Genomic DNA, 13,539 nt, shown 5'->3' with positions numbered 1-13,539 from the left:
TCCGGAGGCCGACCGATGTGGATGACCCAGGCCGTGCATCGCTCGCTGCGACTACAGCCGCAGCGAGCGGCAACGATACACAACGGGCGAACTCGTACGGTCGCCGAGTCCGCCGACCGGATCGCCAGGCTGGCCGGCGCGCTCGCGGCACTGGGTGTCACCGACGACGATCGAGTCGGGATTCTCGCCCACAATTCCGACCGCTACCACGAGGCTTTGATGGCGATACCGTGGAGCGGAGGCGTCGTCAACCCCATCAACACCCGGTGGGCGCTACCGGAAATGGTGTACGCGTTGGACGAGTCCGGGGTCGAGATCCTGTTCGTCGACCAGGCGTTCACCAATTTGGTGCCCGAACTGCGCGAGCGTCTACCCGGGCTGGCGGCGGTGATCCACATGGCGGACGGGCCCCCGCCGGAGGAATTGTTGGATTACGACCAGCTGGTGGCGCAGAGTTCGCCACTGCCGGACCGAATGCGCGGTGGGGACGATCTGTTTGGACTGTTCTACACCGGTGGGACGACGGGCCGTTCCAAGGCAGTGATGTTGAGCCACGCCAACATGTTGATCGCCGCGTTCGGCGCCCTGGCGACTGAGCACGAGTTGGTGACCCGGGGCGGCAGCTGCCTGCACGTGGCGCCGATGTTCCACCTGGCCGCGATTGGTGTTTGGACCCTGGCCAACCAGGTGGGCTCAACGCACGTGACCCTCTCGTCCTTCACTCCCGAATCGGTCGCGCAGACCACGCTGCAGCACGGCGTCACCGACATCCTGTTGGTGCCGACGATGGTGCAGATGCTGGTCGGCAACGACCCTGATCCGGCCGCGTTCGACTCGGTCCAGAGTGTCATCTACGGTGCATCTTCCATGTCGGAAGCGTTGCTGGATAAGGCGATTGGTGTGTTTCGCGCGGCCGGCTTCATACAGGGGTATGGCATGACCGAGCTCGCGCCGTTCGGGGCGATCCTGTCAAAGCGGGACCATTTGGATCCGATCCGACGCCGTTCGAATGGAACGAGTGTGCTGAACACCGAGCTTCGGGTCGTTGACGCGCAGGATCGCGATGTTGAGACCGGAACGGTCGGTGAGGTGCTGGTCCGCGGCGGCAATGTGATGGTGGGCTATCTCAACCAGCCTGAGGCGACCGCGGCGGCGCTGCGCGGGGGATGGATGCACACCGGGGACGCCGGCTATCTCGACGCCGACGGCTACATCCACATCGTGGATCGCATCAAGGACATGATTATCACCGGCGGTGAGAACGTGTACTCCACCGAGGTCGAGAACGCTTTGTCCGAGCATCCGGGCGTCGAAACATGTGCCGTCGTGGGCATTCCGAATGAGCGCTGGGGAGAAGCGGTGCATGCGGCAGTCGTGCTTCGGCCAGGCGCGGTGGTGTCCGAAACAGAACTGCGGGATCACTGCCGGGTGCTGATCGCAGGTTACAAGGTGCCCCAGGCCATCACCTTTGTCGACGGCTTGCCGATATCGGGAGCCGGAAAAATTCTCAAACATAAAGTCGCTGAGATGGTTTCGAGTGGCCGAGGTCCTTTGTGAAGGAGGGAACATGACGATGTCGAACGCGGAAAAGCAGGCAACGGCGAGCGCCGGTGAATCCGCTCGGTTACTCGGCGAGTTGTTCGGCGGAGCGAAGCAGGATCCGTTTCCGTACTATGACGCACTGCGGGAAATGGGTGACGGTGTTCATGCGGCGGAGATTTTGCAGGCCGTGCTGGTGACCCGTTTCGACGACGTCCGAAGGATTGGCGCGGGCCCCAAGACCTTCTCCAGTGACATTTTCTATCTCACCGGCCCGGGAATCCACGATCCCTCCGATCCCGAGCACCGCCGGTTCGTCGACATCGCCAGTCGACTTTTCATGGCGTCTGATCCACCGCGCCACACCCAGGTGCGGTCTACCTTTCGGCATGCATTCACCCCGGATGCGGTCAGCGGCTGGCGGCGAGTCGTCGCGGAGATCACCGATGAGGCGCTGGCCCGCTACGAGCGGGGACAGGAAATCGATCTGATGAATTTGGCGGCCGAGGTTCCGGTCGCGGTGATCGCCCGCATCTTGGGCGTGCCGAAAGACATGTGGCAACACTTCCGCGAATGGTCCTTCGCCTATGCCTCGACATTCGATCTGATGGTGACGGGTGACCGTCGTGATCAAGCGATCCGAACCAGCCTGGTCCTGTTCGACTACCTAAGCGAGTTGATCGAGCAGCGTCGTGCCGCGCCGGGTGACGATCTGATCTCCCAGATGCTCGCGACGAAAACGTTCGACGGAGACGTGCTCACCCAGCACGACATGGTTTCCCAGGTGGCGCTGTTGTTGGTCGCGGGCAACGAGACCACCACCAACTTGGTAGGCAACGGCATCACATTGCTGATGGCGCACCCCGACGCCAAAGACGCCTTGGTCGGTGATCCCGCGCTGATGCCGGCCGCGGTCGAAGAGATGCTGCGATTTGACCCGCCCCTGCACCTGACTGTCCGCAAGGTAACCACCGAGACGGTTGTGGGCGAGCACCCGCTGGCACCGGGAACTCTTGTGATGCCCTGTATTCCGGCCGCGAACCGGGATCCACGGGCATTTCCGGATGCGTCGGTCTTCGACATTCGGCGTACCGACAACAAGCATCTCGCGTTCTTCCACGGCATTCATTACTGTGTTGGCGCTCCCTTGGCCCGGCTGGAGGGAACGGTCATCCTCGGTAAGCTGCTGGCGGCATTCCCCGACATTCGCGAGGGCAGTCGGCCGCCGGTACGGCGCACCGTGAACGTGGTTGCGCGAGGCTGGGAATCGCGGCCGGTGACGTTGTGAGCGACGTCGTGCACGTTGAGGTGAGGTCGGAAACCTGCATGGCAAGCGGCTACTGTATACGCCACGCTCCCAAAGTGTTTAGTGCCGATGAAAGTGGTTGGGTCACTTTGCTGGACGCCGAACCCCGCGGGCAGACCGTCCAGGTATTAAAGGCCGCGGGCATGTGTCCGGTGGCGGCCATCGACGTCTTCGACGCCGACGGAAATCAGCTCTGAAGGAAGATCACCTTGAGAGTGCCGAACACACAGTCGATGTCGATGTCGTCGGGGGACACCCGCCATTGCTGGTGGGCGCCGATAATCGCGCCCGTGAGGGCGACGCCGAATTCCTCGGAGCTGACGCCGGCGGGTATCGGAGCCCCCATGGTCCAGTCGGACACCCACTTACGCATCATGCGATGCAGTTCGACGTAGAAGCCGCGTACCGGGGAATTGGGCTCCACGGCCTCGGCGAGCAGGGTGATGAGCAGCCGAGTTTCGGGCTGTCGCACGAAGTGCAGGAGCTGATCGAAGCCCGCCGCCGGCCCGTCGTCGGGTGGGTCCGCGTCCCGCCAGTTGGTCGAGAAGTCCTCGATCACGGCTTCCAGCAGTCCGTCTTTGTTGCCGAAATGCCACGGGATGGAACCGCGGCTGATGCCGGCCCGATCCGCGACGTCGGCGACCGTGGTTTTCCGGAAGCCCTGTTCGGCGAAAAGCTCTGCGGCAGCAGCGATCAGGAGTTGCCGACTTTCGTTGCTGGTTTGCGCGCGTCGTGTTGCACCCACTCCTGAAGCACCGTCCTTCCTCGTCGCGATTATGCCATAAGACGCTTTACATGTTGGATGTTACATTGTATGTTAAACAACACATTGTTGAATGGGAGTGGCGTAATGACGGGATCGACACGCACCGCGGCGCCGGACGAGGGGTGTGCTGTGTTCGTCGTCGGCCGCTGTTGCCCCGTCGGTACAGTTCGGTGAGCCCGGTGGCGCGTATCAGCAGACCCCTACCTCAAATCGGCGAATTATTCAGCGTGGCGATTAATCCCATGGCGTCCGGGTTGCGGCCGCCCGTCACCCGCGACGTCACTTGCAACCGGGGCCCCCTCGTCGAACCGGCCGTTCGATGACGGCGACGAGCAGAATGGCGGCGGCCGTCGTGCGCCCCGTCGGGGGCTTTTTTGCGATGTGCCTGGACACACTCGTTCTGATGTTTCGGCCGCCATGGCCGTGGCGGGAGTTCCTGCAGCAGATGTGGTTTGCGGCGAGGGTTTCCTTCCTGCCTACCGTCTTGATGGCGATCCCGCTGGTGGTACTGGCGGCCTACGTTCTGAACATCCTGCTTGTCGAATTCGGGGCGGCCGACCTGTCCGGGTCGGGCGTCGCGCTAGCCGCTGTTACCCAGAGCGGTCCGATCGTCACCGTGTTGGTGATCTCGGGCGCGGCCGCCACCGCGATCTGCGCGGACCTTGGGGCCCGCGCGATCCGCGAGGAACTCGACGCGCTGCGCGTCCTTGGCATCAACCCCGTGCAGGCATTGGTCGTTCCGCGCGTGGCGGCGCTGACGATCGTCTCCACTCTGCTGGCGTCGGTGGTCACCATGGTCGGGATCATCGCCGCTTATTTCTTCTCAGTCTTCGTCCAACACATCACTCCTGGTGCCTTCGCCGCCGGCCTACCGCTACTCGTCGGTGTCCCCGAGGTACTCATTTGCCTGTCGAAGGCGGCCGTCTTCGGGCTCGCCGGAAGCCTGATCGCTTGTTACAAGGGCATGTCGGCGGCCGGCGGACCCGCCGGCGTCGGCAACGCAGTCAACGAGACCGTCGTCTACACATTTCTCGCACTATTTGCCATCAACGTGGTCGTCACCGCCGTCGGAGTGAAGGCGACGCTATGACCGTGGCCGCGACATCCACCCCGAGCACGTTTCACCCCGGCCTGCGGCGAGCGGTGGGCACGACCGCGCATGGATGGAACCAATTGGGTCGGCAGATCCAGTTCTGTGCCGAGACGATCGCGGGTAGCGCACAGGCAGTGACGCGCTATCCCAGTGAATTACTGCGGCTGATCGCCGAAATGAGCCTCGGCGTAGGCGCTTTGGCGCTCATCGGCGGCGCCGTCTGCATCATCGGCTTCCTGACCTCGGCCGCCGGATCGACCATTGCTATCCAGCTGTACCCCCAATTGCAGCAGGTCGGCGTCGACGCCCTGGCCGGATTTACCAGCGCCATCCTCAACACCCGCTTCCTCGGGCCACTCATCGCCGGCATCGGTCTGGCCGCCACGATCGGCGCCGGGGCAACCGCCCAGCTGGGCGCCATGCGCATCAACGAAGAAATCGATGCCCTTGAGGCAATGGCGATCCGCGGCGTCGCCTATTTGTGCTCAACGCGACTGGTCGCCGGAATAATCGTCGTAATACCGCTCTACACCGTCGGGGTGTTGTTGGCCTACATCACTACTCGGTTCGGTACGACCACGGTTTACGGCCAAGCGTCGGGCGTGTACGACCACTACTTCTACACCTTCCTCAACCCCACCGATCTGCTGTGGTCGTTCCTGCAGGCGCTCGTCGTCGGGGCCGTCGTCATGTTGGTGCACACCTACTATGGCTTCACGGCTACCGGAGGCCCTGCCGGAGTAGGCGACGCCGTCGGGCGCGCCGTGCGTACCTCTCTCGTCACCCTCGTGATCGTCACGCTGTTGGTCTCACTGGCAATCTACGGCCCCAACGGACATTTCAACTTCTCGGGATAGTCGATGATGAAATCGCGATCGCACGGCAAGCTCCATCCCGGTTGGTGGGCGCTGGCGTTCGTTGCGCTGGTGGTGACCTTTGTCGGGGTGACTGTCGGACAGTTCAGGCAGACGTTCACCGACTCGGTTCCGGTGGTGCTCACATCCGAGCGTGCGGGGCTCGTGATGGAACCCGGTGCCAAGGTCAAGATGCGCGGTGTACAAGTCGGACGCGTGAAAGACATTCGTAGCAAGCCTGATTCGGTGCGCCTCGACCTGTCGATCGATCCTGATCAACTTCAGCAGATTCCAGCCAACGTCACTGCGCGAATTCGTGCCAGCACAATCTTCGGCCCCAAGTATGTCGATCTGATCTATCCCGACAAACCGAGTGCAAAGCACCTCGCCGCCGGAACCGTGATCGGCTCTCAGAACGTGACGACCGAGGTCAACACCGTCTTCGAGAATCTCGTCAGTGTGCTGGACCAGGTTGATCCCGACAAGCTCAACAGCGTGCTTGCCGCGTTCGCACAGGGCGTCGGCGGGCAAGGTCCAGCAATTGGCGACGCCATCACCGATGCGAATCATGTTCTACTTCAATTGAATCCACGCGCTGAGGAGATCCGGCGCGATTGGCGCTCGTTGAAGGGCTTCAGCGCAACCTACGGCGATGCGGCACAGAACATCATGAAAACGCTGAACGCGGTGAGCACCACGAGCTCCACCATCACCAGCAACCGTCAAGAGCTCGATTCGTTGCTGCTCAACGTCATCGGCGTCACGCACAGCGGTATCGAACTGCTTGGCGCCAATAAAGACAACCTCATCCACGCCGTTAACGACCTCGAACCGACCACAGCGCTGTTGCTGAAGTACAACCCGTCATTGACTTGCTCGATCGTGGGTAGCCAACTCTTGATCGACAAGTATCATTGGGACCGTATCGCCGGCGGCAACGGGTTTTCGGGCATCCTCTCGATGGGCCTCGACTGGGGAGACGACCCGTACCGCTATCCGGACAACCTGCCGATCGTTGCCGCCAAAGGCGGTTCCGGCGGCAAACCGGGTTGTGGGTCGCTGCCGGACGTGTCGAAGAACTTCCCCGTCCGCCAGCTTGTCACCAACACCGGATGGGGTACCGGGATGGACTGGGTACCAAACCTGGGCATCGGCTTCCCGGGCTGGATGAATTTCTTCCCGGTCACCCGTGGGACCCCGGAACCGCCCAGCATCCGCTACGGCGCCCCGGCCGGCCCGGCGCCGGGCCCGCCCCCCGCCTACCCGGGCGGACCGCCTTACGGCGCACCGTGGTACGCGCCGGACGGCACGCCGCTGTACCCGGGTCTACCCCCGGGCGTTCCCTCCGATCCCGCACCTGAACCACCCAGGGCCGGGCCTGTCTCACCGAAATCGACACCGGCACAACCGTCGTCCGGGCCACCAACGAGCGTGCAGCAGTCATGAGAGGCAAACTGACCGGCATCCTTTGGCGCCTGGGCATCTTCGTCATCGTGTGCCTGTTCTTCACACTGGCGATGTTCGCGATCTTCGGGCAGCTGCGACTGCAGGATGACGACGCGTACAACGCGATCTTCTCCAACGCGTCAGGACTCGAGCAAGGGCAGTTCGTCCGCATCGCCGGAGTCGAGGTTGGCAAGGTCGAACGCATCGCGCTGCAACCGGATGCCACGGTCAAAGTGCAGTTCAGCACCAACAAGTCGGTGGTACTGAATCGGGGCACCCGAGCGGTCATCCACTATGCCGACCTGGTGGGAGGTCGATACCTGGCGCTCGAGGAAGGTGCGGGCGCGACCACCACTCTTAGGCCCGGCGAGACGATTCCGGAGTCGAACACCTCGCCGGGGCTTGACCTGGACGCGCTGATCGGGGGATTCCGGCCGCTGTTTCGCGCGCTGGATCCCGACCAAATCAATGCACTTTCAGGCCAATTGATTTCAGCATTCGAAGGACAGGGCGATACCATCGGCGGCTTCTTCCAGCAGACCGCGGCGCTTACCAACACACTGGCTGACCGAAACCAACTGATCGACCAGGTCATCGTCAACCTGAACACGGTGCTCGGGTCGCTCGGTGACCAAAACACACAGTTCGCCAAGGCGGTCGACTCGCTCGCCCAACTGGTGGCCACACTCTCTGGGCGCAAGGACGACATCGCCAAGTCTGTCGCTTACTCGAATGCCGCCGCTGGCTCGATCGCTGACCTGCTATCGCAGTCGCGCCCATCGTTGCAAAAAGTTGTGCACGAAACCGATCGCACCGCAGCGATTGTGCTCGCCGACCATGACTACGTCGATAACCTCATCGCCACGCTGCCCGACGCCTACCAGATCCTCAGTCGCCAGGGCATATACGGCGACTTCTTCAGCTTCTACACCTGCCAATTGCTGCTTAAGGTCAATGGCAAAGGAGGCCAACCGGTGTACGTCAAGCTGACCGGCCAGTCCAGCGGACGGTGCACACCAAAGTGAGGTTGTTCGCGGAGCGCGATCCGGTCACCATCGGCGCAATCGGCGTCGGGTTGACCGCTGCCATCACCGCGATCGCGCTGAACTACGACAAGCTGCCGATCATCGACCAAACCAAGCAATACTCGGCCTACTTCGCAGAGGCAGGAGGGCTGATTCCCGGTGCCGCCGTGCAGGTTTCCGGCCTCAAGGTGGGCAAGGTCGAAAGCATCGGCCTCGACGGGCCACGAGTCCTCGTCACGTTTAACATCGACAACAGTGTTCGTCTCGGTGATTGCACCGAGGCGGCGGTCAAGACCAAAACCCTACTCGGGGCGAAGATCCTAGAGGTCACTCCGCGGGGGAACGGTCGACAGAACGGTCCGATCCCCCTCAACCGAACGCACTCGGCGTACCAACTGCCGGACGCACTTGGTGAGCTCGCGACGACAATCAGCGGGCTGAACACCGACCAGCTGTCCACGTCGCTGGCGACGTTGTCCAAGACTTTCAAAGACACACCGCCTGCGCTAAAGGTTGCGCTCCAAGGTGTCACGCGGTTCTCCGACACCCTGGACGCGCGTGACGCGCAGCTGCGCAAACTGCTCGAAAGCGCGAACAAGGCGACGGCTGTTCTGGCGCAGCGCAGTGACCAAGTGGTCGGGATTATCACCAACCTCAACGGATTACTGAGGCAACTGCTTGCGCAGAGCTCTTCGCTGGATCAGATCTCACACAACGTGTCGGCCCTCGCGGCAGAAGTGAAGGGATTCATCTCCGACAATCGTGACACCTTCAAGCCCGCATTGGAGAAGCTGAACGGCGTCTTGACCATCGTCGACAACCGTAAAGAAGTGGTGCAGAAAACCATCAAGATGCTCAACAGTTATCTCATGTCGCTTGGCGAAAGTGTCTCTGCCGCACCCTTCTTCAAGGCCTATCTTTCGAACCTGCCGCCGGGACAGTTCATGTTGCCGTTCATCGACGCCGCGTTTTCCGATCTGGGTCTTGACCCCAATGTCTTGCTGCCTTCGCAGCGCGCCGACCCGCAGGTGGGCCAGCCGGGAACCCCGCCGCTTCCGGTGCCCTACCCTCGGACGGGACAGGGCGGACCACCGAATACGACGCTGCCCGACTCGATTACGGGCAATCTCGGCGATCCTCGCTACCCCTACCGGCCACCACTGCCGGCACCGCCGCCCGGCGGGCCGCCCCCGGGTCCGCCGGGGATTGGGCCGCCGGGAATAGCGTCGACGCCGGTGCCGAGTTCGACACCAGTAGTCTTCCCGCCGATCGATACGCCAACGACAGACGGGAACGGCCGATGAAGATCAAACGCCCGAGAATGATCGTGGCCGTGACGCTTTCGGCGCTGCTGGTGGCCGGGTCAGTCATCGCCGTGCACTTCACCGAGAACATTAACCGCAAGAAGGTCGTGGCGTTCTTCGCTAACAGCAACGGGGTCTTCGTCGGCGATGATGTCGAGATTCTCGGTGTGCCGGTCGGCAAGATCGAACGGATTGAGCCGCAGGGTGATCGGGTCAAGATCAGCTTCTGGTACGACGACAAATACCAAGTGCCGGCCAACGCGGACGCGGTGATACTTTCGCCGTCGCTGGTGCCCGTGCGGGCCGTGCAGCTCACACCCGCCTACACGGGTGGACCAGTTATGGCAGATAACACCGTGATCCCCCAGGAACGCACCGCGGTACCCGTGGAGTTCGACGACCTGCGTCGACAACTCCAAAAGCTCACCGCTGCACTTGAGCCGACCCAACCCGGTGGTGTAAGCACGGCAGGCGCCCTGATCAACACGGCTGCCGACAACCTGCGCGGCCAAGGCGAGGCAATCAGGAAGTCCATCATCGCTATGTCGCAGGCGTTTTCGGCGCTCGGTGATCACAGCAACGATATCTTCAGCACGGTCAAGAATCTGTCCATCCTCGTGACGGCACTGCAGGGCAGCACGACGGCCATCCGCTCGCTCAATGAGCATCTCGCCACCGCCACCCAACTGTTGTCCAACGATCCCACCGAGGTGGGCGACGCGGTGCGCGACGTCAACTCCGTGGTCGGCGACGTCCAATCCTTCGTGGCCGCCAACCGGGAGACCCTGGGAACGACCTCGGACAAGGTGGCCTCAATCAGCACCGCTCTGGTCCAAAGCCTCGGAGATCTTAAAGAGACGCTGCACATGGCCCCGACCACGTTGCAGAACTTCATCAATATCTATCACCCCGCAAAAGCAGCACTATATGGCGCGATGGAGTTGAACGGCTTCGAGAATCCGATCGCCTTCATTTGCGGCGCCATCGAGGCCACCGCACGCCTCGGCGCCGAGAAGGCATCGAAGTTATGCGTCCAATATCTGGCGCCGATCATCAAGAACCGGCAGTACAACTTCCCGCCGTTGGGAGAGAACCTCTTCAACGGAGCGATGGCGCGGCCCAACGAGCTTACCTACAGCGAGGATTGGCTGCGGCCGGACTATGTTGCGCCTCAGCCACCGCCCTCAGCACCGTCGCCCGCGCAGGCGCAGCCGGCGTCGGCACAGGCACCACCTGCCCCTGAACCCGCAGGCCCGGCACAGCACTCCGGTCCGGCCAATGGGCTGCAGGACATGCTGCTTCCCAGCGGAGCCGGATCATGATGGCGCGGCGCGGAATTGTTGCCGTGGCCCTGGGGCTGGCAGCGACGATGGGGTCGGCTTCCTGCGGGTGGCAGGGTGCGAACTCTATCCCTTTGCCCGGCACGCAAGGTCGCGGTGCCGGTGCATACACCATTCAAGCCCAGCTGCCCGACGTTTCCAATGTCGAGCGCAATTCGCGTGTCCGAGTCGGCGACGTCAACGTTGGTACCGTGACCGACATACAGCGCCAGGGCTGGCACGCGCTGGTGACGATGACGATCAACGGTGATATCCATCTGCCAGCCAATGCCACCGCTACAGTCGGACAGACCAGCGTGTTTGGCACCCGGCACATCGAGCTGGCGGCGCCCACCAGCACCGCCCCGCAGGGCGTGTTGCGCAACGGCTCACTGATTCCGTTGTCGTCCGGGCGCGCTTACCCAACAATCGAAAAAACCCTTGCGGCAGTCTCGCTGCTGTTCAATGGCGGCGGAATTGGCCAGATTCAAGAAATTACGCGATCACTCAGCACCGCCTTCGCGGGCCGTGAGAACGACTTGCGAAGCCTCATCGAGCAATTGAGCACGTTCACCGGCAACCTGAATGACCAGATCGGCGACATCATCGCCGCCACCGATAGCTTGAACGCGTTGGTGATTCAGATCGCCGACCAGAAACCCGTTCTCGACAAAGCGATCAAAGTAATCCCCGATGCGCTTGCTGTTCTCAGCGAACAGCGACAGCACCTCGCCGATGCACTCGACTCCTTGGGCAAGTTCAGCGCGCTCTCGGCAGACGTGGTGATCCGTACCAAAGACAGCATCGTCAACGAACTCAAGCAGCTTGGCCCAGTCGTGCAATCACTAGCCGATTCTGGTCAAGCGTTGACCCGTTCGCTCAGCGTGCTGTCGACCTACCCCTGGCATAAAGAAGGGCTTCCCAAGTGGATGCGCGGTGACTACGCGAACAGCACGTTGGTCATCGATCTCACACTAAGCCGGATTGACAACACCTTCTTTACCGGTACCCGCTGGGAGGGCAACCTCACCGAGCTGGAGATGCAATGGGGCCGCACTATCGGCCAAATCCCAAGCCCTTACACCGCCGGTAATCCGCTCGTGGCTCCCTATCGGCGCGATCAGGGACGGTGAAAATGCGCGCGCTGCACCTCACGACGAATACCCGGATCCGTCTGGTGGCGTTGGCGGCAATCACGCTCGTAGCGACACTGATCATGACCTTGGGGTATATCCGCTTACCAGAACTGCAATTCGGCGCCGGCAGATATCAAGTCGCTCTGGATCTGCCCGACTCGGGAGGGCTTTATTCGCGAGCGAACGTCACTTATCGCGGCACCGAAGTCGGAGAGGTCAAAAGCATCCGCCTCACCGGCAACGGCGTCCAGGCCGTGCTCTCACTGAAATCCAGCATTCCCATCCCATCGGATCTCGTTGCCGAAGTTCATAGCCAGACCGCCCTCGGCGAACAGTACGTGGATTTGTTGCCCCGCAACAACACATCTCGGCCATTGAGGAACGGCGATGTCATCGCCCAGGGGTCGGTACCTCCAGATATCAACTCGCTGCTTGACGCAACCAACCGCGGTCTGCAAGCGATCCCGAGAGACAATCTCAAAACGGTGATCGATGAGTCGTACACGGCTTTCGGTGGACTGGGGCCCGAGATCGCCCGAATTGTCAAGGGATCTACCGCGCTGGCAATCGACTCTCGACGCCACCTCGACGAGTTGACAAATCTGACAGACAATTCGGCAGCGATATTGGACACCCAGACGGACACCGCACCTGCGATTCGGGCCTGGGCGGCGCATCTGGCCACCATCTCCAACCAACTTCAAACCCGCGACCACGACCTCACCGGCATCATCAAAAATGGCCCCGCCGCGCTTGATGAGACCCGCAAACTCGTGGAGCGGATGCAGCTGACGCTGCCGGTGATGCTCGCCAACCTCGCGACAACTGCTCCGGTATTGGTCACTTATCAGGCCGACGTCGAACAACTGCTGGTCCTGCTTCCGATGAGCGTGGAGGTATTGCAAGCCTCAGCATTATCCGAATCGGACACCAACAGCCCGTTTTCCGGGCTGAACCTGAACCTCACACTCAACCTGAACGTACCTCCGCCGTGCCTGACGGGATACCTTCCGCCCCAGCAGCTGCGCACGGCTGCCGCGGTCGACTGGCCGGACCGGGCACCGGGCAACCTCTACTGCCGCGTCCCGCAAGACTCGCCGCTGAATGTAAGGGGTGTCAGGAACATCCCTTGTGAGACCAAACCAGGTAAACGCGCCCCCACTGCCGCAATGTGCGAAAGCGATGAGAACTATGTCCCACTCAATGACGGCTTCAACTGGAAGGGCGACCCGAACGCGACCCTGTCCGGGCAGGGGATTCCGCAACTGCCAGCGCCACCTTCACCGGAGCCGATCGCGGTTACGCAATACGACCCGATCACCGGCTCATATATTGGGCCCGACGGAAAGCAGCACACCCAATCCGATCTGGCCCGCGGAGGCCGCGAGAACAAGACGTGGCAGTCCCTCCTTATCCCCACGGGTTCGTAACTGTGCTCACCATCCGCAACCCCGACACACGCCCGCGGCACATCGACTCGTCGACGACGTGGGAACGGAACCGATTCCGGACCACAGGTTCGGGACCATGCCTGCACCAAAGGAACTGACACGAAGATGAACGCGACATCGGGCTGGCAAGGTGAAACACGTTCTCCCGCGGCGCACAATCGCCCACATCGGACAAACCGAGGTCCCGCAGCAGACCCCCATCGCCAATCTGACATTCGAGCTCTCACGGCATCAAGGTCCCATCGGCTTACCGAGCCGCCACCCACCATCTTCCCAGCCCCGCGGTGCCCGCAAAACGCG

Annotated in this window: 12 protein-coding genes; 11 read left to right on the top strand and 1 reads right to left on the bottom strand. The window is 62.0% G+C overall.

The window, feature by feature from the left end:
- Positions 1-15 precede the first annotated feature (15 nt).
- Genes G6N55_RS08770 through G6N55_RS08760 form a run of 3 tightly spaced genes read left to right on the top strand, consistent with a single transcriptional unit; the run spans position 16 to position 3,042 of the window.
- Entirely contained in the window at positions 16-1,557 is a 1,542-nt protein-coding gene (locus G6N55_RS08770) for a long-chain-fatty-acid--CoA ligase (protein ID WP_085226143.1), read from the top strand.
- Positions 1,558-1,567: 10 nt separating this feature from the next.
- Entirely contained in the window at positions 1,568-2,827 is a 1,260-nt protein-coding gene (locus G6N55_RS08765; RefSeq protein ID WP_085226145.1) for a cytochrome P450, read from the top strand.
- Positions 2,824-3,042, top strand: coding sequence for a ferredoxin (locus tag G6N55_RS08760; RefSeq protein WP_332103814.1), 219 nt, complete (start codon positions 2,824-2,826; stop codon positions 3,040-3,042). Before G6N55_RS08765 ends, G6N55_RS08760 begins: the two co-directional genes overlap by 4 nt.
- Here G6N55_RS08760 and G6N55_RS08755 read toward each other — a convergent pair.
- The gene (locus G6N55_RS08755; protein WP_085226147.1) at positions 3,033-3,590 is read right to left on the bottom strand and encodes a TetR/AcrR family transcriptional regulator; all 558 of its coding nucleotides are present in this window, start codon (positions 3,588-3,590) and stop codon (positions 3,033-3,035) included. The two genes, G6N55_RS08760 and G6N55_RS08755, sit on opposite strands and share 10 nt — an antisense overlap.
- Before the next feature lie 340 nt (positions 3,591-3,930).
- Here G6N55_RS08755 and G6N55_RS08750 point away from each other — a divergent pair, with 340 nt between their 5' ends.
- The 8 genes from G6N55_RS08750 to G6N55_RS08715 are packed head-to-tail and all read left to right on the top strand — an operon-like array spanning position 3,931 to position 13,218.
- On the top strand, positions 3,931-4,701 hold the full coding sequence (locus tag G6N55_RS08750; protein WP_085226150.1) for an MlaE family ABC transporter permease: 771 nt from the start codon (positions 3,931-3,933) through the stop codon (positions 4,699-4,701).
- Entirely contained in the window at positions 4,698-5,561 is an 864-nt protein-coding gene (locus G6N55_RS08745; protein WP_085226152.1) for an ABC transporter permease, read from the top strand. The genes G6N55_RS08750 and G6N55_RS08745 overlap by 4 nt, the downstream gene beginning before the upstream one ends.
- Before the next feature lie 6 nt (positions 5,562-5,567).
- The gene (locus G6N55_RS08740; RefSeq protein WP_085226154.1) at positions 5,568-7,004 is read left to right on the top strand and encodes an MCE family protein; all 1,437 of its coding nucleotides are present in this window, start codon (positions 5,568-5,570) and stop codon (positions 7,002-7,004) included.
- Positions 7,001-8,029: an MCE family protein gene (locus G6N55_RS08735; RefSeq protein WP_085226156.1), complete on the top strand. Its 1,029-nt coding sequence runs from the start codon at positions 7,001-7,003 to the stop codon at positions 8,027-8,029. Before G6N55_RS08740 ends, G6N55_RS08735 begins: the two co-directional genes overlap by 4 nt.
- Positions 8,026-9,333 (top strand): MCE family protein, encoded by a 1,308-nt coding sequence (locus G6N55_RS08730; RefSeq protein WP_085226158.1) that lies wholly within the window; start codon positions 8,026-8,028, stop codon positions 9,331-9,333. The genes G6N55_RS08735 and G6N55_RS08730 overlap by 4 nt, the downstream gene beginning before the upstream one ends.
- A 17-nt stretch (positions 9,334-9,350) precedes the next feature.
- A complete protein-coding gene (locus G6N55_RS08725) occupies positions 9,351-10,655 on the top strand; it encodes an MCE family protein (protein ID WP_232078949.1) in 1,305 nt (434 codons plus the stop codon).
- Positions 10,655-11,785, top strand: coding sequence for an MCE family protein (locus G6N55_RS08720; RefSeq protein ID WP_085226162.1), 1,131 nt, complete (start codon positions 10,655-10,657; stop codon positions 11,783-11,785). The genes G6N55_RS08725 and G6N55_RS08720 overlap by 1 nt, the downstream gene beginning before the upstream one ends.
- 11 nt (positions 11,786-11,796) lie before the next feature.
- A complete protein-coding gene (locus G6N55_RS08715; protein WP_372517570.1) occupies positions 11,797-13,218 on the top strand; it encodes an MCE family protein in 1,422 nt (473 codons plus the stop codon).
- Positions 13,219-13,539: the final 321 nt, after the last annotated feature.

It is taken from the genome of Mycobacterium florentinum, from assembly GCF_010730355.1.
Taxonomy (GTDB): Bacteria; Actinomycetota; Actinomycetes; order Mycobacteriales; family Mycobacteriaceae; genus Mycobacterium; species Mycobacterium florentinum.
This window is presented reverse-complemented; position numbering and strand designations above follow the sequence as displayed.